The organism is Novosphingobium sp. KCTC 2891 (genome assembly GCF_025938155.1).
In the GTDB taxonomy this organism is placed as follows: Bacteria; Pseudomonadota; Alphaproteobacteria; order Sphingomonadales; family Sphingomonadaceae; genus Novosphingobium.
The window spans coordinates 40,807-61,863 of sequence record NZ_JAPCZG010000011.1; the positions used below are offsets into that span (position 1 = coordinate 40,807).

Annotated in this window: 19 protein-coding genes and 2 riboswitches; of the genes, 15 read left to right on the forward strand and 4 right to left on the reverse strand. The window is 66.7% G+C overall.

Going from position 1 to position 21,057, the window contains the following annotated elements; translation table 11 throughout:
• Nucleotides 1-39 precede the first annotated feature (39 nt).
• The 3 genes from OLX02_RS17015 to OLX02_RS17025 form a co-directional block, all read right to left on the reverse strand.
• The gene (locus OLX02_RS17015; RefSeq protein ID WP_193829222.1) at nt 40-984 is read right to left on the reverse strand and encodes a sensor histidine kinase; all 945 of its coding nucleotides are present in this window, start codon (nt 982-984) and stop codon (nt 40-42) included.
• A 208-nt stretch (nt 985-1,192) separates the two neighbouring features.
• Complete coding sequence (locus OLX02_RS17020) at nt 1,193-1,492, reverse strand: DUF1153 domain-containing protein (protein ID WP_169494929.1); 300 nt, start codon at nt 1,490-1,492, stop codon at nt 1,193-1,195.
• Nucleotides 1,493-1,866: 374 nt separating this feature from the next.
• A complete protein-coding gene (locus OLX02_RS17025; protein WP_193829221.1) occupies nt 1,867-2,691 on the reverse strand; it encodes a transporter in 825 nt (274 codons plus the stop codon).
• 398 nt (nt 2,692-3,089) lie between these two features.
• Nucleotides 3,090-3,334: riboswitch (cobalamin riboswitch) on the forward strand.
• Nucleotides 3,335-3,445: 111 nt separating this feature from the next.
• On the opposite strand from OLX02_RS17025, the gene OLX02_RS17030 reads away from it, so the two are divergent.
• From OLX02_RS17030 to cobJ, 8 genes are all read left to right on the forward strand, one after another.
• Nucleotides 3,446-5,479 (forward strand): TonB-dependent receptor, encoded by a 2,034-nt coding sequence (locus OLX02_RS17030; protein ID WP_264424777.1) that lies wholly within the window; start codon nt 3,446-3,448, stop codon nt 5,477-5,479.
• Between the two features lie 35 nt (nt 5,480-5,514).
• Nucleotides 5,515-6,543, forward strand: a complete 1,029-nt coding sequence (locus OLX02_RS17035; protein WP_193829269.1) for a HoxN/HupN/NixA family nickel/cobalt transporter — start codon at nt 5,515-5,517, stop codon at nt 6,541-6,543.
• 68 nt (nt 6,544-6,611) lie between these two features.
• A riboswitch (cobalamin riboswitch) is annotated at nt 6,612-6,837 on the forward strand.
• Between the two features lie 183 nt (nt 6,838-7,020).
• Nucleotides 7,021-8,058: a cobalamin biosynthesis protein CobW gene (gene cobW, locus OLX02_RS17040; RefSeq protein ID WP_193829219.1), complete on the forward strand. Its 1,038-nt coding sequence runs from the start codon at nt 7,021-7,023 to the stop codon at nt 8,056-8,058.
• A gap of 9 nt (nt 8,059-8,067) precedes the next feature.
• Nucleotides 8,068-11,349: a cobaltochelatase subunit CobN gene (gene cobN, locus OLX02_RS17045; RefSeq protein WP_193829218.1), complete on the forward strand. Its 3,282-nt coding sequence runs from the start codon at nt 8,068-8,070 to the stop codon at nt 11,347-11,349.
• Nucleotides 11,346-12,476: a cobalamin biosynthesis protein CobG gene (locus OLX02_RS17050; protein ID WP_230487989.1), complete on the forward strand. Its 1,131-nt coding sequence runs from the start codon at nt 11,346-11,348 to the stop codon at nt 12,474-12,476. The genes cobN and OLX02_RS17050 overlap by 4 nt, the downstream gene beginning before the upstream one ends.
• Nucleotides 12,476-13,105 carry a precorrin-8X methylmutase gene (locus OLX02_RS17055; protein WP_193829217.1) on the forward strand — a complete coding sequence of 210 codons (630 nt, stop codon included), beginning with the start codon at nt 12,476-12,478 and terminating at the stop codon, nt 13,103-13,105. The genes OLX02_RS17050 and OLX02_RS17055 overlap by 1 nt, the downstream gene beginning before the upstream one ends.
• Nucleotides 13,102-13,839, forward strand: coding sequence for a precorrin-2 C(20)-methyltransferase (cobI, locus tag OLX02_RS17060; protein ID WP_193829216.1), 738 nt, complete (start codon nt 13,102-13,104; stop codon nt 13,837-13,839). Before OLX02_RS17055 ends, cobI begins: the two co-directional genes overlap by 4 nt.
• On the forward strand, nt 13,836-14,612 hold the full coding sequence (gene cobJ / locus OLX02_RS17065) for a precorrin-3B C(17)-methyltransferase (RefSeq protein WP_230487988.1): 777 nt from the start codon (nt 13,836-13,838) through the stop codon (nt 14,610-14,612). Before cobI ends, cobJ begins: the two co-directional genes overlap by 4 nt.
• Here cobJ and OLX02_RS17070 read toward each other — a convergent pair.
• On the reverse strand, nt 14,576-15,337 hold the full coding sequence (locus OLX02_RS17070) for a cobalt-precorrin-6A reductase (protein WP_193829214.1): 762 nt from the start codon (nt 15,335-15,337) through the stop codon (nt 14,576-14,578). The genes cobJ and OLX02_RS17070 overlap by 37 nt on opposite strands.
• Here OLX02_RS17070 and cbiE point away from each other — a divergent pair.
• The 7 genes from cbiE to bluB are packed head-to-tail and all read left to right on the forward strand — an operon-like array spanning nt 15,336 to nt 21,034.
• Nucleotides 15,336-16,544: a precorrin-6y C5,15-methyltransferase (decarboxylating) subunit CbiE gene (cbiE, locus tag OLX02_RS17075; RefSeq protein WP_193829213.1), complete on the forward strand. Its 1,209-nt coding sequence runs from the start codon at nt 15,336-15,338 to the stop codon at nt 16,542-16,544. The genes OLX02_RS17070 and cbiE overlap by 2 nt on opposite strands.
• Nucleotides 16,541-16,906: a cobalamin biosynthesis protein gene (locus OLX02_RS17080; protein WP_193829212.1), complete on the forward strand. Its 366-nt coding sequence runs from the start codon at nt 16,541-16,543 to the stop codon at nt 16,904-16,906. Before cbiE ends, OLX02_RS17080 begins: the two co-directional genes overlap by 4 nt.
• Entirely contained in the window at nt 16,903-17,688 is a 786-nt protein-coding gene (gene cobM / locus OLX02_RS17085) for a precorrin-4 C(11)-methyltransferase (RefSeq protein WP_193829211.1), read from the forward strand. The genes OLX02_RS17080 and cobM overlap by 4 nt, the downstream gene beginning before the upstream one ends.
• Nucleotides 17,685-19,010 (forward strand): cobyrinate a,c-diamide synthase, encoded by a 1,326-nt coding sequence (locus tag OLX02_RS17090; protein ID WP_193829210.1) that lies wholly within the window; start codon nt 17,685-17,687, stop codon nt 19,008-19,010. Before cobM ends, OLX02_RS17090 begins: the two co-directional genes overlap by 4 nt.
• Nucleotides 19,007-19,774, forward strand: coding sequence for a precorrin-6A synthase (deacetylating) (gene cobF, locus OLX02_RS17095; RefSeq protein WP_193829209.1), 768 nt, complete (start codon nt 19,007-19,009; stop codon nt 19,772-19,774). Before OLX02_RS17090 ends, cobF begins: the two co-directional genes overlap by 4 nt.
• Nucleotides 19,761-20,390 (forward strand): cob(I)yrinic acid a,c-diamide adenosyltransferase, encoded by a 630-nt coding sequence (cobO, locus tag OLX02_RS17100; RefSeq protein WP_230487987.1) that lies wholly within the window; start codon nt 19,761-19,763, stop codon nt 20,388-20,390. The genes cobF and cobO overlap by 14 nt, the downstream gene beginning before the upstream one ends.
• Nucleotides 20,387-21,034: a 5,6-dimethylbenzimidazole synthase gene (gene bluB / locus OLX02_RS17105; RefSeq protein ID WP_193829208.1), complete on the forward strand. Its 648-nt coding sequence runs from the start codon at nt 20,387-20,389 to the stop codon at nt 21,032-21,034. Before cobO ends, bluB begins: the two co-directional genes overlap by 4 nt.
• Nucleotides 21,035-21,057: the final 23 nt, after the last annotated feature.

Consider the following 21,057-nt stretch of genomic DNA (forward strand, 5'->3'; position numbering starts at 1 on the left):
AATTATAATCCACCCATATATTCTAAAGTACATACGTGATTAAGTGCAATTTATTGATATCTCGCACCATGCACCACTGGGGGGGAAATTCAGGTCAACTGCGGCCAGCCCAGGCTGGGCCGAAAGCAACTTGTGGCCCAGACCTTGCTTTTTTGGGGGTTTCACACAAGGCCCCAGTCGCTCTTCCCACAGGACAGTCAGGCATTTACCGTCCGGACGGAGAAACCATCGTAGTGACACTCGCCCTTCCGGCACCGACAACGCCCCGTACCGCATCGCATTCGTACAGAGCTCGTGAATGGCCATGATCAATGGAATACAGCTGTCAGTTGGGACCTCAATGGGCTCCCCCGCGAGGTAGATCTGTCCTTCCGAACAAAATGGCGCGATTGCCTTTTGGAACATCGTCGGCAGTTTACGGTCGGAACTTGAGCCAATTTGCAATAAATCGCTTGCCCTCCCCAACGCATTCAAGCGTTCTGAGAAAACCGAATAAAAATCTAGTGGTGAATCTTCGTTTATTCCGCGCACAGAAAGCGCCTGAATCACGGCTAAAACACCTTGGACACGGGCCTTTAGCTCCTCGTTGTATTGCTCCTGCTTTCTAGAGTATTCATCGGCACGGCGGATGGCGACTTTCAATCGATCTCCAATGACAATGATGCTTGCCGAGGTTAGAGCGAAAACCGTAAATAAGGAAAAATGCGCTTGGTCCGGGTGCTTGAACCAAGGCTCGCCAACAAAAAGCCACTGGGTAACCGCAGCCGATCCGAACGCCACTAGGGATGCCAAAAAGAGATCTAGCAGCAAGGAAGCGACGAGAATCGCCGGGAAGCATGTCGCAAAGTGCATCCCCAGCCTTCCACCATCGATTGTCCACCGGAAAAGGGGGGGCAGCAAGATCAGGCCAGTCGCATAAAGCACCTGAAGCCAACGACTTCGGGGATTGGATACCGCGTTGCTAACTAATTTTGCCAAAGCCATACCCTAAGCCCCCTGGCTTCACCGCCGCATGAATCTCGCAAATCTTACTTGGGCCTAATGCGACTGAGGCGGGAGCACGAGTCCGATCCCCCCGCTGCCTTCAGGCGAGCCGTCAACAGGTAATCTTCGGTGGGCATTATGCGATCTGCCTCTGCAATCAATGCGAATATGGCGCGCCGACAGCCATCGCTCGACCCGGCAGATTTGTTTAGTATCTGTTGATACGATCGTACAGTTTCCGGTAGTGTTGTATTCTAGTAACTCGAAGGCCGGCCAATCCGGAGCGATCGACCGCTCGCTCCCAGCCAATATACTCTTCAAGCGTTAGGCGATATCGCGTGCACGCCTCATCGATCGTCAGAAGCCCGCCCTTTACTGCAGCCACGACTTCAGCCTTGCGCCGGATAACCCAGCGCCGGGTGTCGATTGGGGGAAGAGACGCGAGCGTCAAAGGCTCTCCTACCGGACCGATCACCGATTCTGGGCGAATTTTCTGGTTCTCAAGCATGTCAACATTTTATATGCCAAAAGTTAATTGTTTACATACTAATGTAATGGGATTGCGTCCCCCAGCACCCCATGGCGGCCCGTCCGAAATTCCGTGTCAGGCCGGTGCATGCGACATCGCCCAATCTACGCGGTACGCTACCCATCCCCAGAGCACTCAGCGTCCGCGGCGCATAGAAGATGGGCCGCGAAAGCACCGCCTGCCCCTTCCACGCTGTCCGACGCCCGTGACCGCCTTCCGCCTGTGCAAGGCGGAAGATATGACCTCGCCCGAAGATGACCAATCACCAAAGGTCTTCCTTGATCGCAAGCCACCTTCCGGACATGGAAGAAGCAAGGCGTACTAAGCTGATGGAATTCACGCGATGTGGCTAACTAAAAGCCCGCGCCGATCATTAAGCCGAGGGTCGTGTCCGCCGCTCCTCGACTCAATCCTGCTTCTCCTTGAATGCCCACGCGCAACTTGGGCCTCAGAGTTACACCAAGGCCCACTGCAACGCTCTGACTGTCGGTCAGTGCTCGCGTTGCCGATTGCTCGTAGGAATAGGACAAAATCCCATCTACCCCATGTCCCAATCCAACACGCGCACCAGCGCTGCCTGACAGAACGTTATGCACCGCGACATCATCAGGCTTGCCAATAATTTTATAGCCGACGCTGGCAAACGGTGCGACTCTGCCACCGATTGCGCGCGACACCTGGGCATTCACGAAATAGTCGGCCTTGCCGGTACCAAGTCCCTTGGAGCGAGAAGCAGTCGGGATTTTCAGCCCTGCCCCCAGCGATGCAGCGAAACCCGCTATGGGTAGACCGTAGGCCATCTGCACATTTGCATCGCCTAGCCCCTCCCGTTTGGTCCGTCGCGTATCGGTACGGCCGCTGGCCAGAAGCGGAGTGCCGAAAAGCCCGCCTTGGCTTAACACAACGTCGACAGGTGCGGTCGTTTGTACATACGGCACGGCAACGCCGAACCGTACCCGCCCTTTTCGTACCGAAACCCCGACCGTTGTCGCAACTGTCTCGACCTTCGCTCCAGTACCATAGTCGCCCCGTCGGTATTCCGCTCCACCGAACACTTCACCTGATCCATCGGGGGATGCAGAAGGGCGTGGACGAAGCACCAGTTCCTGCGCAGCCGCAACGGTTGGTGGGAGTACTATGGCAATGAGAAGCAACGGAAGTTTGGAAATACTGCGCATGGAATGGCTCCCGTCAGCCTTGGCGATCGGAGCCGGCTGTCCCATGAAGAACGAATTAGGGAGCTCGCTTAATCCATGGAGCCACGCGCGCCGGATGCGCCCTTGCCATATGCTTGGCACTCGGGGGAGTGGCACCATGCTTCTTGCCGCAAACCGCAAGGGCTCCGCGCGTTCCCTGCTGGCTTCTACTTTATGCTACCGCGTCGGCGTGTGATACCGATGCACAGTTCAGCGAAACTCGGTCCCCTGCGACGGTACGGCCATCTTCTGCGCAAGAGCATTGCCAATGGCGAGGTCAATTCTGGCTGGCCAACACGGCGAGCTGAGTTTTACGCGCCCCCCTAGCCTTTAGCCTGCGGACGCCCTAATGGGCCGGCACGCCATCCGGAGCAATCCAGGTGGCAAATGATCGCGTCGGTGCCCGAAAGGGCTTAAACGGGAACGCGGTGAGGATCGGCATCGCGCCGATCCGAAGCCGAGGCTGTCCCTGCAACTGTAAGCGGCGAGCGCGATGCAACCGCTTCCCCCCCAACGCAGGGGAAGCAGCCACTGGGCCGGACGCAGAATCATGCGAGGCCTGGGAAGGCTTGCATCAAGCATTGACCCGCGAGCCAGGAGACCTGCCGGCGTCTGGTCGCTCTTGCCATGGCCCAGGGGTTGGCCGAGGCACGGTGAACTCCGTCTGAGCGACGCCTAGCCGCCGACACGCGTCGGGCGACAGTGATGTCGCGCGCGCGTCCGGCCCTGTCGCAAGATGCCGGAGTACCCCCGTATCGTGATCAAGACCATTCTTCCTGCCAGCGTGCTGGCACTTTCCCTGACCCCACAGCCCTGCCATGCCGACGCGGCCGACGACGGGGCCGCAACGGCCGACATCGTCGTGTTCGGGCGGGGAGAAACCAAGATCGGCACGGCCCACGCCGCCAGCGAAGGCAGCGTCGGTGGAGCCGACCTGCTGGTGCGCCCATTGCTGAGGGTGGCCGAACTTCTGGAGGCCGTGCCGGGCATGGTCGCAGCGCAGCATTCAGGCAGCGGCAAGGCCAACCAGTACTTCCTGCGCGGCTTCAACCTCGACCACGGATCGGACTTTACCACCTACATCGACGGCGTGCAGATGAACTTTCGCACGCATGGGCATGGGCAAGGCTATCTCGACCTCAACGGCCTGATCCCGGAAGTGGTGGCCCGCGAGGACTTCCGCAAAGGCCCCTATCGCGCCGACGGCGGCGACCTGGCTCTGGCCGGTGCCGCGTACATGGCCACGGTCGATGGGTATGATCGCCCCTGGGCCTCGCTTGAAGGCGGCTCGTATGGCTGGCGACGCTTGGCAGCGGGCGGAACCGTCCACAATCTGGCCGGGGGCGACCTCACGCTCGTGGGACAGGCCAAGCTCTATGACGGCCCGTGGCAGGAGCCCGAGCGGCTGCGGCACTATGCCGGGTTCGCCAAGTACCGAGCACCGACAGGCAGGGAAACGCTCGAAGCATCGCTGCACGCCTACCGCGCCACTTGGCGACCGACAGAGCAGATCCCCGAACGGATCATCGGAACGTCGCTCTGCCCCGACGTCTTCTGCTCGCCCGATCCATCCGCGCGGGGCCAGACCACGCGCCTGATCGGCAACATGGCGGTGAAGCAGCCGACATGGCACGCCAACGCCTATGCCCAGTTCTACGACTGGTCGATGTTCTCCAACCCGACTTACGCCGATCCCGACGGGACCAGCGCGCAGATCGCACAATTTGACCGACGCTGGGTCCTGGGGCTGACCGCGCAGAAAAACTGGGCCGTCGGGCCTGCGCTGGCGCTTTCGACCGGCATCGAGAGCCGGTACGATGCAATCGGCAATATCGGCGTGAACCGGACGGCCCAACGGCGCTTCCTCGCCTCGCTCGGCCATTACCAGGTCAAGGAACTATCGACCGCGCTCTATGGCGAGGCGACGTGGGCGCCCCTTACCGGACTGCGGCTGACGGGCGGACTGCGGGGGGACTACTACCGCTACGTGGTCAGGGCGCGCGATGCCGCCGCCGCGGCGTTGGGCCAGGGGGATGGCTCGGCCTTCCTCGCCTCGCCCAAGGCGTCGGTGTCCTGGGCCGCGACACCGCAAATCGAATTCTACGGCAATTGGGGCCGTGGCTTCCATTCCAATGACATGCGCGGCGCCGTCAACGCGGCCACGCCGGTGCCGGCGCTGGTTCGCGGAGCGGGCCACGAACTGGGCGCGCGGACGCAGTTTTCCGGCGTAACGCTGACGCTGACGCGCTGGTGGCTGAACGTCGACAGCGAATTGCGCTTCGTCGGCGATTCCAATTCGGTGGAACCGTCAGGCGCGAGCCGCCGGAACGGATACGAGGCGACGGCCTTCTGGCGGGCGCTGCCATGGCTCGTGCTGGATGGGAACTACACCGTCAGCCATGCCCGCTACGACAATGGCGATCACATCCCCAACGCCTTCGAAAGCGCCGCTTCGGCGGGTGCGGCCTTGATCCTGAACCGCTGGAAAGCCAGCGTGCGGGTGCGTCACCTTGGCCCGTCGCCGCTGATCGAGGACAACAGCATCCGCGATCGCGGCAGCACCGTGGTCAACGCCCGCGCCGCGTGGTCCGACAAGCGGATCGAGCTTTACGGCGAGATCCTCAACCTGCTTGCCAGCAAGGACAAGGACATCGCGTATTACTACGAGTCCTATATCCCCGCCTTCGATACCGATGGTCCTGTTTCCGGCCGATTGAGCCGCGTGGTGGAGCCGCGAACCCTGCGCTTTGGCGCAAAGGTCAACTTCTGATGACGGCGCTTCATGATGCGCATGACAGCGCGCCCATGCCTGCCCTGCCCCTTCGTCGCAGGATCGGCTGGCTGTTCGCCGCGCTCATCGGCGCCAACCTGCTGGCCTGGGCCTGGGCGCTGAGCCTGTTTCATGCCCAGCCGCTGATGCTGGGCACAGCGCTGCTCGCCTGGGGGCTGGGCTTGCGCCATGCGGTGGACGCAGACCACATCGCGGCCATCGACAACGTGACACGCAAGCTGATGCAGGAAGGCCAGCGCCCGATCTCGGTCGGCTGCTGGTTCGCCATCGGGCATTCGACGATCATCGCGCTGGCATCGACCACGATCGCACTGACGGCGAGCGCGCTTGTACGGTTCGACGCCTTTCGCCAGATCGGGGCGCTGATCGCCACGGCAGCTTCGGCCCTGTTCCTGTTCACCATCGCGGCGATGAACCTGGTGATCCTGCGGTCGGTCTGGCGGACGTTCCGGCACGTGCGCGCGGGCGGTGCCTATGTCGAGGAAGACCTCGACATCCTGACCGGATCGCGGGGGCCGCTGTCGCGCATCTTCGGCAAGCTGTTCCGGCTGGTCTCAAGGCCGTGGCACATGGCGCCGCTGGGATTCCTGTTCGGCCTGGGCTTCGACACCGCGACCGAAGTCGCCATCCTTGGCATGTCGGCAAGCCAGGCCGCCAATGGCCTTTCGATCGCAACCGTGCTGGTGCTGCCGGCCCTGTTCGCTGCCGGAATGGCGCTGATCGACACCGTGGATGGCGTGGTGATGCTCGGGGCTTACGAATGGGCCTTCGTGAAGCCAATCCGCAAGCTGTACTACAACATCACGATCACCCTGATTTCCGCGGTGGTCGCCATCGTCATCGGCGGAATCGAGACGATCGCGCTGATCGGCAGCCGGTTTGCACTGACCGGCTGGCCATGGACCTTCGCCGCCGATCTGGGGGCGCATTTCAACAGCCTGGGCTTTGCCATCATCGCCTTGTTCGTGGCCTGCTGGGTGGCGAGTTTCGCCATCTATCGCTGGAAGCGGCTGGACGAAATCGAGGTTTCGACAAAGGCTTAGCCAAGAGGCGATTGCATCGGTGGCGATCTCCCGCTAGGTCGCCGCGCGAAGGTCTGGCTTCGGCCCGTCTTTCACATGATCGCGCCGGTGCCCGGGAACGGGCTTAATCGGGAATGCGGTGCGGGAAGCATGTCTTCCCAAATCCGCGGCTGTCCCTGCAACTGTAAGCGGATAGCGCGATGCACTGGCCCCTTCGAGGGGCAGCCACTGGGCGGCGCATGCGCCGTGTTGGGAAGGCGTGCATCAAGCTGTGACCCGCGAGCCAGGAGACCTGCCGGCGCACCGGTCGCTCTTGCCTTGGTCCAGGGGATGGTCATGGCACGGTATCTCTCCGTCTGAGCGACGAAGCTGTGTGGCTGGGGCTGCACGGGTCGCGTGGTTACGGGCGCAACGTCGCGCCCGCCCGTCGTCGCGCGCCGACCGGACTTGTCCGGCAAGCCCCGCCCGGTCTCGCTCTGGCGCGCGGGAGAGTTGCACGTGTCCGACCTTTCGAAGGTGCCCGTCACCATCGTCACCGGCTTTCTTGGCGCGGGGAAGACCACGCTGATCAGCCACCTGATCCGCAATGCCGGTGGCCGCCGGCTGGCGGTCGTGGTCAACGAGTTCGGCACACTGGGCGTGGACGGCGACATCCTGCAATCCTGCGCCATTCCCGATTGCCCGGCGGAAAACATCGTGGAACTGGCCAATGGCTGCATCTGCTGCACCGTGGCCGACGACTTCATCCCCACGGTGGAAAAGCTGCTCGCGCTCGACCCTCGGCCCGACCACATCCTGATCGAGACCTCGGGCCTTGCCCTGCCCAAGCCGCTGCTGAAAGCGTTCGACTGGCCCGCGATCCGCAGCCGGATCACGGTGGACGGGGTGCTGGCGCTGGCGGATGCCGAAGCCGTTGCGGCCGGGCGCTTCGCCCCCGACGTGGCGGCGCTCGACGCGCAGCGCGCCGCCGATCCCGGCATCGACCACGAAACGCCCTTGTCCGAAGTGTTCGAGGACCAGCTGGCCTGCGCCGACATGGTGCTGCTGACCAAGGTCGACCTTGCCGGAGCCGATGGCGTGGCCGCTGCGCGGGCGGTGATCGCGGCGGAATCCCCTCGCCCCGTGCCGGTGATCGAACTCGTCGATGGCGCGGTCGATCCGCGCGTGATCCTGGGACTCGACGCCGCGGCCGAGGACGACATCGCGGCGCGTCCTTCGCACCATGACGGCGAAGACGATCACGAGCACGACGATTTCGACAGCACCGTGGTGACGCTGGGCGAAATTGCCGATCCCTCCGCACTTGTCGCACGGATCGAGACACTGGCGCGCGAGCACCGGATCCTGCGCGTCAAGGGCTATGCCGCCGTGACCGGCAAGCCGATGCGACTGCTGGTGCAGGCGGTGGGATCGCGCGTGCGCCATCACTACGACCGACCATGGCGCGCAGGGGAAACCCGCCATACCACGCTGGTCGCCATTGCCGAGCGCGAGCACGTGGATGCGCCTGCGATCAAGGCGGTTCTCGCCGGCTGAGCCAGCGCAATGCACGTCATCTTCCGCGAAACGCACGGGATGGAGGAAACCGCCGTCCCGCAGGATCTGGGGCAGACGCCTGCGGATCTCGTGGTGCTGTCTTTTTCCGACAGCGACCTTGGCGCGTTCGCGGGCGGCTGGCATCAGGCGAGACTGGCGAACCCGGCGTTTCCGTCGCTGCGCCTCGCCAATCTGGCGGCGCTGATGCACCCGCTTTCCGTCGATACGTATATCGAACGCACGCTGGGCGGGGCGCGGGCGATCCTGATCCGGCTGATCGGCGGCACGCCCTATTGGAGCTATGGGCTGCAACAGGTGGCGTTGCTGGCGCGCTCGCGCGGGATCGCGCTGGCGGTGTTGTCCGGCGATGGGCGGCCGGATCACAGGCTGGACGAAGCCTCCACGGTTCCGCCCGCGGTGCTGCGCACGCTGGGCCAGCTTTGCGATTCTGGTGGAGCGGATGCGGCGCGCGCGGCGCTGGGCGAGCTGGCACGCGCAGCCCGGCTTGTCACGGCCACAGAAATCCCGAGCACGGCGCTGCCCATGGCCGGTGGCTGGCACCCGCTCCATGGCCTGTGCGATCCGCTGGCGCTGATCCCCGACGCAACACGCCCGCTGGTGCTGATCGTGTTCTACAGGTCCTATCTTGCGGCCCACGATCTCGACCCGTTCGAGGCTCTGCATCGGGCGTTCGAGGCGGCGGGCTTTGCCACGCTGTCGCTCTACGTCACGTCGCTGAAGGAGCCGCAATCGCGCGCGCAAGTCGATCGCTGGGTGCGGCAGCTGGCCCCCGCTGCGATCGTCAATGCGACCGCCTTTTCCGCGCGGGATGATCAGGGCCACAGCCCGCTGGATGGCGCTGGCGTGCCCGTGTTCCAATTGGCGCTGGCCACCGGAGCGCGTGAAGCGTGGACGAATGCCGCGCGCGGGCTGTCGCCCGCGGATCTGGCGATGCACGTGGTTCTGCCTGAAATCGATGGTCGCGTGTTCGCGGGCGTGGCCAGCTTCAAGCAAGCCGATGTGGCAGACCCCGCGCTGGAGTTTGCCCAGAACCGGCACCGCGCCGACCCGGATCGCATCGCGGCCATCGCGGCGCGCGTGGCGGGCGCAATCGCGTTGGCAAGGAAGCCCGCCCGCGAACGCCGTGTAGCGCTGGTCCTGTCGACCTATCCGGGCAAGGCGCACCAGATGGCGCACGCCGTGGGGCTGGATGCGCTCGCCTCGGCCGAGGCGATCCTCCATGATCTGGCCGATGCGGGCTATGCGACGGGCGCCGTTCCCGATCTGGCGACCGCGCTGGGGCAGGAGACCCTTCACTGGCCACTGGCCGCGTATCGGGCGGCGTTGACCACCCTGCCCGCGCCCTTGCGCGCCGCGCTGGCCGAGACCTGGGGCGATCCGGAGAGCGACCCTGCCGTGGTGGATGGCGCGTTCCGGTTTGCCGCCGTGACGACGGGCCAGGCGCTGGTCGCGCTGCAACCCGAACGCGGCAATCTGGCCGACCGGGACGAGGCCTATCACGATACGACACGATGCCCTCGCCATGCCTATGTAGCCTTCTACCTCTGGCTGCGCGCACTGGGAATCGATGCGCTGGTGCACGTCGGCGCGCACGGCACGCTGGAATGGCTGCCGGGCAAATCGGTGGCGCTGTCGGAAGCCTGCTGGCCCGAAGCGCTGGTTGGCGCCCTGCCGGTGATCTACCCGTTCATCGTCAACGATCCGGGCGAAGCCGCGCAAGCCAAGCGCCGCATCGGTGCAGTCACGCTGGGCCATGCCCCGCCACCGCTGGCACCAACCCGGCATGGCGCCGGGCTGGAACGGATTGAGACGCTGCTCGACGAGTTTTCCAACGCCGATGGCCTCGATCCTGCCCGCCGCGATCGCCTGCAAGGCGCCATCCGCGCCGAGGCGCAGGCGCTGGGGCTGGAGGCGGAACTGGGTCTTGATGCCGCAACCACGCTGGGCGAAGCGATCACGCGCATCGACCGCTTCGTGTGCGATGTGAAGGAGAGCCAGTTCGGCGACGGCCTGCATGTGTTCGGCCGTGGCGAACAGGGTGCGTCCGAGCGTGCGGGCCTCCTTGCGGCGCTGGCGGGACGGCGCGTGCCTGCCGGACCTTCGGGATCGCCCCATCGCGGGCGCAGCGACGTGCTGCCGACGGGGCGCAACCTTTACACCATCGATCCGCGCGCGGTGCCCTCGCGCGCCGCCCATGCGCAGGGCGTGACGCTGGCCGAGGAACTGCTGCGCCGGCACTTGCAGGATCACGGCGACTACCCCCACGGTCTGGTGGTGGACCTGTGGGGTTCGGCCACGATGCGCACAGCGGGCGAGGAATTCGCCATGGCGCTGCATCTGCTGGGCGCAAAGCCGCTGTGGGATCCGGCGTCCGAGCGCGTGACCGGGATCGAGATCCTGCCCCTTGCCCTGCTCGACCGACCACGCATCGACGTGACGCTGCGCGTGTCGGGGCTGTTTCGCGATGCCTTCCCTGCGTTGCCCATGCTGTTCGGGCAAGCGGTGCGCGCGCTGTGCGAACGGGACGAAGAGCCGGAATGGAACCCTTTTGCCAATACACAGGCAACCCCGCGCGTCTATGGTCCGCAGCCCGGTCGCTATGGCCTGGACATGGGGGCAGCAGCGGAAACCTATACCGACGCGGCACGCCGCGCGGCGGGGGAAGCCTGGCTGGCAGCATCCGGCCACGCACTCGACACCGCCGATGCGCAGGCGGACAGCCGGGGCCTGCGTGAACGGGTGGCCGGAGCCGATGCCTTTGTGCATTTGCAGGATCTTGCCGAAACAGACCTGTTGCTGGCGGCGGACTATGCCGCGCACGAGGCTGGCTTTGCCGCTGCGCAGGCCGTCACCGGCGGCAATGCGGCGCTCTATCACCTCGACAGCCGCAACCCCGAACGCCCGGTCGCGCGCGCGCTGACCGAGGAAATCGCGCGCGTGGTGCGCGCCCGCGCCGCGCATCCGGGATGGATCGCCGGGATGATGCGCCACGGCTTTCGCGGAGGCGCGGAACTGGCCGCAACGCTGGATCATCTGGGCGCAATTGCGCATCTTTCCGGCAGCGTGCCGCCACAACTGTTCGACCTCTATCACGAGGCTACGCTGGGGCAGAGCGAGGTGCGCGCCTTTCTGGAACGGGAAAACCCGCAGGCGCTGGCAGCAATGGAAGCGCGCTTTGCCGCACTCCATGCCGCAGGACTTTGGCCTACACGGCGAAATTCGATCCTCGCCACCCTGCCCCTGTCGTCCGCGCCGGAAACCGAGGCGTGAGCGGCTTCGAGATCAAGGGCTGGTGCCCCGATGCGTGGCGACCGATGGAAACGGGCGACGGCCTGCTGGTGCGGATCAAGCCACGTCTCGCGCGCCTGACCCGTGGACAAGCACGCGCCCTGTGCGCGCTGGCCGACCGCTTCGGCAACGGCATCATCGACGTCACGCGTCGCGCCAATCTCCAGGTCCGCGGCGTCCACGAAACCGGCTGGCGCGATCTGGTGCGTGAACTGGTCGGGTTGGGGTTGGTGGACGCCGATCGCCGTATCGAAACCCGGAGCAACCTGCTGGTGGCGCCCGATTGGACGCTGGGCGACGACAGCCATCGTATTGCCTGCGACCTGCTGGCGCGGCTGGGCCAGTTGCCCGACCTGCCTGGCAAGGTCGGCTTCGTGGTCGACGCCGGTGCCGCTCCGGCCCTGCTCGACGAACCGGGCGATTTCCGCGTCGAACGCGGTGCCACAGGCGGCTTGATCCTGCGCGCCGCCGGGCGGTCCACGGGCGTTGAACTCGCCGCAGGCAGCGAAGCAGGCATGCTGATCGCGCTCGCACACTGGTTCCACGAGAGCGGCGGCACGCTGGCAGGCCGCATGGCTCGCCACGATGCGCCCTTGCCGGATTGGGCGACGGGAAAAGTGCCGCCCGCACCGCCCGTTTCTCCGATGGTGCCGGGCAGCACGCCGCAAGGCACAGCGCATGGCGCGCCGTTCGGGCAGGTGGAAGCGGCCGTTCTGGCCCGCGCCGTTGCCGATCCTGCCGTCGAGGGCCTGCGGATCACGCCATGGCGCGTGTTGCTGCTCGAAGGGACGCAGAGCGGTGCCATCCCCGGCCTGATCGCCGATGCCGCCGACCCGCTCCTGCGCGCTTATGCCTGCCCCGGTGCCCCGTTCTGCCCTCAGGCGAACGTGGCCACGCGCGAGCTGGCGCGGCGGCTGGCGCCCGCCGTTTCGGGCAACCTGCACGTTTCCGGCTGCGCCAAGGGCTGTGCCTGCCCGCAGCCCGCCGCCGTCGTCCTGACCGGCCGCGATGGCCGGTTCGACCTTGCCCACAACGACCGCGCCGGATCGCCCGCCGCCGTGACCGATCTCGGCCCCGCAGCGGTCCTTGCGCATTTTGGAGTCGCCTGATGCCCCATGCCTATGAAACCTGTGGCGCGGCGATCTATCGCCAGTCCTTCGCCATGATCCGTGCCGAGGCTGATCTGGCGCGCTTTTCCGCCGAGGAAGAACCGGTGGCCGTGCGCATGATCCATGCCGCCGGGATGGTGGACCTCGCCCGGCATATCCGCTTGTCGCCCGGCTTTGCCGATGCCGCCCGCGGCGCGCTGGCGGCAGGCGCACCCATCCTGTGCGATGCCCGGATGGTCTCCGAAGGGGTCACCCGCCCGCGCCTCCCCGCCGATAACGCGGTGCTGTGCACCCTGCACGATCCGCAAGTGCCCGATCTGGCGCGCACCATGGCCAACACCCGCTCGGCCGCCGCGCTGGAACTGTGGCGGCCCCATCTGGCGGGCGCGGTGGTGGCCATCGGCAACGCCCCCACCGCCCTGTTCCACCTGCTGAACATGCTGGAGGATCCGGACTGCCCGCGCCCGGCCGCGATCATCGGCTGTCCTGTCGGGTTCGTGGGCGCGGTGGAATCCAAAGCCGCGTTGTGGGACGCGCAGCCCGTGCCCTGCTGCATCGTGGAGGGGCGCCTCGGCGGCAGCGCCATCACCGTGGCGGCAGTCAACGCCCTTGCGAGCCGCGCGGAATGAGCGCCGCCCTCACCGCAGGCACGATCCACGGCGTCGGCCTTGGTCCCGGCGCGCCCGACCTGCTGAGCGTGCGCGCCGACCGGCTGGTGCGCGGCACCCGCCACATCGCCTATTTCCGCAAGGCGGGCCGCCCCGGACAGGCACGGCGCATTGCCGAGGGCATGTTGCGCGACGATGCCATCGAGATCGCCATGGAATATCCGGTGACGACCGAGATCCCGGTCTCCGACCCGCGCTACAACGCCTGTCTTTCGGCTTTCTATGCCGAGTGCACCGAACGGCTCGCCACGCTGGCCCGCGCGGGCGACGATGTGGTGGTCCTGTGTGAAGGCGATCCGTTCTTCTACGGCTCGTTCATGCATCTACATTCGCGGCTTGCCGGCCTGACGCCGGTCGAGGTCGTGCCCGGCATCACCGGCATGGCGGGCGCATGGAACGCCACGGGACTTCCGATCACCTGGGGCGACGACGTGCTGACGGTGGCCACGGCCACCCTGCCCGAGGAGGAACTGGCCCGCCGCATCCGCGATACCGATGCGCTGGTGGTGATGAAGATCGGCCGCAACCTGCCCAAGCTGCGTCGCGCGGTCAAAGCCGCCGGGCGAGAACAGGCGGCATGGCTGGTAGAATACGCTGCCATGCCTGCGCAACGCGTGACGCCACTGGCAGAAGCGACCGACGTGACGCCCTATTTCTCGATCCTGCTGATCCACGGACAGGGGCGCAGACCGTGAGCGTGCCCGCGCAAGGCGGCTGGCTGGCCGTCGCCGGACTGGGGCCGGGCGATCAGGCTCTAGTCACGCCCGAAGTCAGCGATGCGCTGGCCGCAGCCACCGACGTGATCGGCTATTTCCCCTATGTCGCGCGGATTGCCCCACGCGAAGGGCTGGTGCTGCATCCGTCCGACAATCGCGTGGAACTGGACCGGGCGAAACTGGCGCTGGACCTTGCGGCGCAGGGTCGCAACGTGGTGGTCGTCTCGTCGGGCGATCCCGGCGTCTTCGCCATGGCCGCCGCCGTGTTCGAAGCGTTGGAGGCGGGCACGCCCGCATGGCAGGACATCGACATCCGCGTCCTGCCCGGCATCACCGCGATGCTGGCGGCCAGCGCGCGCGCCGGTGCCCCGCTCGGCCATGATTTCTGCGCGATCAACCTGTCGGACAACCTGAAACCGTGGTCGCTGATCGCAAAGCGCCTGCGGCTGGCGGCCGAAGCCGATTTCGCGATGGCGTTCTACAACCCGCGCTCCAAATCGCGGCCCCAAGGCTTCGCCCGCGCACTGGCGGTGTTGCAGGAAGCCTGCGGCGACGACCGCCCGGTGCTGTTCGCCCGCGCGGTATCGACGGCAGACGAAGTGCTGCGCATCGTGCCGCTCGACAAGGCCCAGCCCGACATGGCCGACATGCGCACGATGGTGATCGTAGGGTCCAGCCAGACGCGGATCATCGAACGCCCCGCAGGCCCCGTGCTCTATACCCCGCGTTCCGCGCCGAAAGCTGTGGCGTGACCCAGCCAGGCGATCACATCTTCCGGCCGATGCACTTCGAGCCGTTCGGGCATGGCCGGACGGTCGATCATCAGCACGGGCAAACCCAGTTCGCGCGCGGCGATCAGCTTTGCCTCCGCGCCCGTGCCGCCAGCGTTCTTGCTGACGACAAGATCGATGCCGTGTTCCTGCAACAGCGCGCGGTCGCCCGCCACGGTGAACGGCCCGCGATCGACGACGAGGCCATGATCGGGCAGCCCGGGCGGCATGGCGGGCGCATCGACGAAGCGCAGCAGGTAGTGGTGCTGCGGCTGCGCGGCGAAAGCGTCCACATGCATCCGTCCCAGGGCCAGCAGAACGCGGCGGGTCGGCCCCGCCAGCGCGGCGACGGCGGCAGCGATGTCGGCCACGTGATGCCACTGATCGCCGCCGACCGGCTGCCAGGCGGGCCGGGTCAGCGCGATGTGCGGAACGCCCGCCTCTCGTGCGGCCGCCACGGCATTCGCGCTCATCGTCGCGGCGAAGGGATGGGTGGCGTCCACCAGGTGCGTGACACCCGTTTCGCGCAAAAGCTCCGCCAGACCTGCCGCGCCGCCGAAACCGCCGATGCGCACCGGCACGGGCTGGGGGCGCGGGTTTTCGGTGCGACCGGCATAGCTCAGCCTGGCCGTGATGCCGCGCCCTGCAAGCAGGCGCGCCAGCGCGCTGGCTTCGGTGGTGCCGCCCAGCACAAGGACGTTTGGCATGGCTGATCGGGATCCCGCTGGCTGGTTGACGATCATCGGCGTCGGCGAAGATGGTTTCGATGGCCTGTCCGCCGCCAGCCGCGCGGCGCTGGCCGGTGCCGAACTGGTGATGGGGCCGCCGCGCCACCTGTCGTTGCTGCCAGCGCTTACCTGCCCGGCCATCGCATGGCCAGTGCCTTTCGCCGATGGCGTGGCGCGCCTGCTGGAGCATCGCGGGCGCCGCGTGGTCATGCTGGCGTCAGGAGATCCCTTCTGGTTCGGCGCCGGAAAAAGCGTGACGCGCCATCTCGATCGCGATGAATGGATCGCGCACCCGGCCCCGTCGACGTTCTCGTTGGCCGCAAGCCAGTTGGGATGGGCCGTGCAGGATACGGTCTGCCTCGGCCTGCACGCCGCGCCGCTGCAACGCCTGCGCCCGCATCTGGCACCGGGTCGGCGGATCATCGTCCTGCTGCGTGATGGCCATGCGGTGCATGTACTGGCGGCCTATTGCGCCAGCCTTGGCTTCGGGGCGTCCACGCTTCACGTCATGGAGGCGCTGGGCGGTCCTCGGGCACGGGTGCGCCACGTGGTGGCCGACCAGGTGGTGCTCGGCGAGATTGCCCATCCTGTCGCCGTCGGTATCGCTACGGCGGGCGAAGGCCACGCGGTGCCCACGACCTCCGGCCTGCCCGACGATCTGTTCGCGTCCGATGGCCAGATTACCAAGCGGCCGGTGCGTGCGCTGACCTTGTCGGCGCTGGCGCCGCGCGCGGGCGAAACGCTGTGGGACATCGGCGCAGGCTCCGGCTCGATCGGGATCGAATGGCTGCTGTCGCACCCCGCCAACCATGCCATCGCGCTGGAAGCCGATCCGGTGCGGGCTGCCCGCGCGCGGGCCAATGCCGCCGCGCTGGGCGCTGACCATCTGTGCGTGATCGAAGGCCGCGCTCCCACCGACCTGCCCGATGGCCCGGCGCCTGATGCGGTGTTTATCGGCGGCGGGCTGTCCTACGCCCTGCTGGAAGCCCTGTGGCACCGCCTTCCCGCCGGAACCCGGCTGGTTGCCAACGCGGTCACGCTGGAATCGGAAGCCGTGCTGGCACACTGGCATGGCGCGAAAGGCGGCGCGCTGCTGCGCGTCGAACTGGCCGATGCCGCCCCCATTGGCAACCGTCACGGCTGGAAGGCCCGCTATCCGGTGGTGCAGTGGAGCATCACGCTATGATCGTCGCCGGCTTCGGGTTCCGCGCCAGCGCCAGCCTTGAATCGCTACGCGCGGCGCTGGCGCTGGCGCAACAGGGCGCGCCCACGGTCACGCGCCTCGCCACCGCGCAGGCCAAGGCCGCAACGCTCGCCCCGCTGGCACAGGCGCTGGGCCTGCCGCTGGCCGAAGTGACCGCCGACGCGCTGGCCGCCCGCCGTACGCACACCGAATCCGCCGCCAGCCGCAAGGCACACGGCACTGGCAGCGTGGCGGAATCCGCCGCGCTCGCCGCCGCAGGGTCGGGGGCACGACTGTTGCGCCGCCGGCAGATTTCCCCCGATCGCATGGCCACTTGCGCCATTGCCCAAGGAATACCTGAATGACCGTCCATTTCATTGGCGCCGGCCCTGGCGCGCCCGATCTGCTGACCCTGCGCGGGCGCGACCTGATCGCAGCGAGCCTCGTCTGCCTTTATGCCGGATCGCTGATTCCGGCCGCCATGCTGGCCCATTGCCCGCCGAACGCGCGCATCGTGAACACCGCGCCCATGGCACTGGACGATATCGTGGCCGAGATCGCCGCGGCCCATGCCGCCGGGCATGACGTCGCGCGGCTGCATTCGGGCGACCTGTCGGTCTGGTCGGCGATGGGCGAACAGTTGCGCCGGCTGCGCGCGCTGGACATTCCCTTCACCGTCACGCCCGGCGTCCCCGCCTTTGCCGCCGCCGCCGCAACGCTTGAGGCGGAACTGACTCTGCCCGAACTCGGCCAGTCGCTGGTCCTCACGCGCACGCCCGGCCGCGCCAGCACGATGCCGCCGCGCGAAAGCCTCGCCAACTTCGCGGTGACCGGCGCGACGCTCGCCATTCACCTGTCGATCCACAATCTGGCCACGGTGGTGGCCGATCTTGCCCCCGCCTATGGTCAGGATTGCCCGGTCGCCGTGGTGTGGCGCGCCAGCTGGCCCGACCAGCGCGTGGTCCGCGCCACGCTGGGCACGGTGGAACAGGCCGTGGCGGGCAGCATGGAGCGCACTGCGCTGATCCTCGTCGGCCGCGTGCTGGCTGCCGAAGGGTTTGCCGAAAGCAGCCTTTATGCCGCCGATTACGACCGCCGCTTCCGCCCGCAGGATGCCACCTCGCGCTTCATCGGCGTCACCGAATGAGCGTTCCCGGCCTGATGATCGCGGCGCCCGCGTCGGGCACCGGCAAGACCACGGTCATGCTCGGGCTGCTGCGCGCGTTGATGCAGGATGGCCTTGCCGTGCAGCCGTTCAAGAGCGGGCCGGATTACATCGACCCCGCGTTCCACCGCGCCGCCTGCGGACGCGCCTCGTTCAACCTTGACAGCTGGGCGATGGAACCGGCGCTGATCGACGCCATCACCGCGCAGGCGATGGGCGCGGACATGATCCTTGCCGAAGGCTCCATGGGCCTGTTCGACGGCGTGGCCTGCCGGGGCGCTACCGGCAATGGCGCCAGCGCCGACGTTGCCAAGCGCATGGGCTGGCCGGTGGTGCTGGTGCTGGACGCATCGGGACAGGCGCAGTCCGTCGCCGCCACCGCGCTCGGCTTTCGCAGCTTCGATCCCGCGCTGCGCATAGCCGCAGTGATCCTCAATCGCGTGGCCAGCCCCCGCCACGAAAGCCTGCTGCGCAAGGGGCTGGAGTCCATCGACATGCCCGTGCTCGGCGCGCTGCCCCGGCGCACCGATCTGGCCTTGCCAGAACGCCATCTCGGGCTGGTGCAGGCGATGGAACACCCCGATCTGGAACGCGCGGTCGTCGATTACGCCGCGTTCCTGCGCGGCCATGTCGATCTCGCCGCTCTCCGCGCCGCAGCACTAGCCAGGCCCCCCGTATCTCGGCCCAGCCACCTGCCCCCTCCCCCGGCACAGCGCATCGCGGTCGCACGCGATGCAGCGTTTTCCTTCCTCTATCCGCACCTTCTGGAAGGCTGGCGGCGTGCAGGTGCGCAGATCACGCCGTTCTCCCCGCTGGCCGACGAAGCACCGGCCGCCGATGCCGATCTCGTATGGCTTCCGGGCGGCTATCCCGAACTGCATGCCGGAACGATCGCGGCCGCTTCCACCTTCCTCGAAGGCTTGCACCGCCATGCCGAAACGCGGCCCATCCATGGCGAATGCGGCGGATACATGGTGCTGGGCGAAACGCTGGTGGACAAGGCAGGGACATGCCACCGCATGGCCGGCCTGCTCGGGCTGGAAACCAGTTATGCCCAGCGCCGGATGCACCTTGGCTATCGCCATGCCGAACTGCTTGCGCCTGTCGCGGGTATTGCGGCGGGCACCTGCCTGCGCGGGCACGAGTTCCATTATTCCACCATCCTCGCGCAGCACGATGCGCCGCTGGCCCGCGTCACCGATGCCAACGGCGATCCGGTGGCCGAAACCGGATCGCGCCGGGGCCGGGTGACCGGCACCTTCTTTCACATGATTGCCCCCTCCGACCGAGGCGTAAACGCGTGATCGAGCTTCACCTGATCGGCATCGGCACCGGCAACCCCGATCACCTCACCACGCAAGCAACCCGCGCCATGAACGCGGCGGACCTCATCCTGCTGCCGCGCAAGGGCAGTGCGAAGTCGGACCTTGCAGATCTGCGCCGCACGATCTGCGCGAACGTGCTGACCCGCCCGGTGCCGATCGTCGAATTCGACATGCCGGTGCGGGCAGATGATGGCGACTATGCGCGCGCCGTCAACGACTGGCACGATGCCATCGCGGCCATCTGGCGCGAACAGATCGCCGCGCACTTGCCCAGGGGCGGGCGGCTCGCGCTGCTGGTCTGGGGCGATCCTTCGCTCTACGACAGCACGCTGCGCATTGCCGAGCGGTTGCAGCGTGCCGGGCTGGAAGTTGCCGTCAAGGTTGTCGCCGGCATCACCAGCATCCAGGCGCTGACCTCCGCCCATGCCATTCCGCTCAACCCACTGGCCGGTCCCGTTACCATCACCACCGGGCGTGCGCTGCGCACCCACGGCTGGCCGGTCGATGCCGATACGATCGTCGTCATGCTCGACAGCGGCTGCGCCTTCGACGTGCTTGATCCGCGCGGCATCACGATCTGGTGGGGGGCCTATCTGGGCATGGACCATCAGGCGCTGGAACAGGGGCCGCTGGCCGAAGCGGCCCCGCGGATCGCCGCACGCCGGGCGGCCCTTCGCGCCCGCCACGGCTGGATCATGGATGTCTATCTGATGCGAAAGGAACAGGTCGATGGAAGCCGCTGACGCACCGATGGCGGGAGAAGCCGCCGATGCCCGCCACGCCGACAAGATGCGCAAGAAGCAGGCCGCACGCGACACGATCATGGCCAACAAGACGCGCGAAAAGGGCCTGCTGATCGTTCACACGGGCAAGGGCAAGGGCAAGACCAGCGCCGCGCTGGGCATGGTGGTGCGCGCCATCGGCCACGGCATGAAAGTGGGCGTGGTCCAGTTCGTGAAAGGCGCGATGGTCACGGGCGAAAAGGCGGTGTTCGACGCCTTTCCCGACAATGTCGAGTTCAAGCCCATGGGCGAAGGCTTTACCTGGAACACGCAGGATCGTGCGCGCGACATAGCCTCTGCCCGCACCGCCTGGGACGAAGTGAAGCGCATGATCGCGGACCCGGCCTATCACATGGTGCTGGCCGACGAGCTGAACATCGTGCTGCGCTACGATTATCTGCCGCTCGACGAAGTGCTCGAAGTCCTGACCGCCAAGCCAGAGATGAAGCACGTGATCGTCACCGGCCGGAATGCACCCGATGCGCTGATGGAGGCCGCCGATCTCGTCACCGAGATGACCATGGTGAAGCACCCGTTCCGATCAGGCGTCAAGGCGCAGGCGGGAATCGAGTTTTGAGCCAGCCCGCTCCCCAGTTCGATGCCGAATTCGCACAGGCGTTCGAAACGCTGCTGCACTGGCGGCGCGATGTGCGCCATTTCGCATCGCAGCCGGTGACCGAACAGGACATGGCCGAACTGCTGGCGCTGGCGACGCTGGCTCCCTCGGTCGGCAACGCCCAACCCTGGCGCTTCGTGCGCGTGCGCACGCCTGCCTTGCGCGAGGCGCTGGCCGTCCATGTCGATGACCAGAACGCGTTGGCCGCACGTGGCTACGCCGACCAGGCGCGCCACGATGCCTATCGCGCGCTCAAGCTGCACGGCTTGCGCGAAGCACCCGAGATCGTGGCCCTGTTCTGCGACGAACAGGCGCAGGCGGGCCACCGCCTTGGCATCGCCACCATGCCCGAAATGCTGCGCTATTCCTGCGTCGCGGCCATCCAGACGCTATGGCTGGCCGCGCGCATTCGCGGGATAGGCCTCGGCTGGGTCTCGATCCTCGATCCGCAGGTGGTGAGCGCCATGCTGGACGTGCCGCCACGGTGGTCGCTGATCGCACTGCTGTGCATCGGCTATCCCGAGCAATCTTCAGAAACCCCCGAACTCGAACAACGCGGTTGGCAATCGCGTGAGCCGCTGGCCGACCGCGTGTTCGAGAGATGACCCTTGCCCGAAGGAGCGCAATG

Excerpts from the sequence above, each read along its gene's own strand:
- OLX02_RS17015 (WP_193829222.1), bottom strand. The coding sequence starts at position 984 with ATGGCTTTGGCAAAATTAGTTAGCAACGCGGTATCCAATCCCCGAAGT.
- OLX02_RS17090 (WP_193829210.1), top strand. The coding sequence starts at position 17,685 with ATGAGCGTTCCCGGCCTGATGATCGCGGCGCCCGCGTCGGGCACCGGC.
- cobM (WP_193829211.1), top strand. The coding sequence starts at position 16,903 with ATGACCGTCCATTTCATTGGCGCCGGCCCTGGCGCGCCCGATCTGCTG.
- OLX02_RS17025 (WP_193829221.1), bottom strand. The coding sequence starts at position 2,691 with ATGCGCAGTATTTCCAAACTTCCGTTGCTTCTCATTGCCATAGTACTC.
- OLX02_RS17070 (WP_193829214.1), bottom strand. The coding sequence starts at position 15,337 with ATGCCAAACGTCCTTGTGCTGGGCGGCACCACCGAAGCCAGCGCGCTG.
- cobI (WP_193829216.1), top strand. The coding sequence starts at position 13,102 with ATGAGCGCCGCCCTCACCGCAGGCACGATCCACGGCGTCGGCCTTGGT.
- cobO (WP_230487987.1), top strand. The coding sequence starts at position 19,761 with ATGGAAGCCGCTGACGCACCGATGGCGGGAGAAGCCGCCGATGCCCGC.
- OLX02_RS17035 (WP_193829269.1), top strand. The coding sequence starts at position 5,515 with ATGCCTGCCCTGCCCCTTCGTCGCAGGATCGGCTGGCTGTTCGCCGCG.
- OLX02_RS17030 (WP_264424777.1), top strand. The coding sequence starts at position 3,446 with ATGCCGGAGTACCCCCGTATCGTGATCAAGACCATTCTTCCTGCCAGC.
- cobN (WP_193829218.1), top strand. The coding sequence starts at position 8,068 with ATGCACGTCATCTTCCGCGAAACGCACGGGATGGAGGAAACCGCCGTC.
- OLX02_RS17080 (WP_193829212.1), top strand. The coding sequence starts at position 16,541 with ATGATCGTCGCCGGCTTCGGGTTCCGCGCCAGCGCCAGCCTTGAATCG.
- OLX02_RS17055 (WP_193829217.1), top strand. The coding sequence starts at position 12,476 with ATGCCCCATGCCTATGAAACCTGTGGCGCGGCGATCTATCGCCAGTCC.
- cbiE (WP_193829213.1), top strand. The coding sequence starts at position 15,336 with ATGGCTGATCGGGATCCCGCTGGCTGGTTGACGATCATCGGCGTCGGC.
- OLX02_RS17020 (WP_169494929.1), bottom strand. The coding sequence starts at position 1,492 with ATGCTTGAGAACCAGAAAATTCGCCCAGAATCGGTGATCGGTCCGGTA.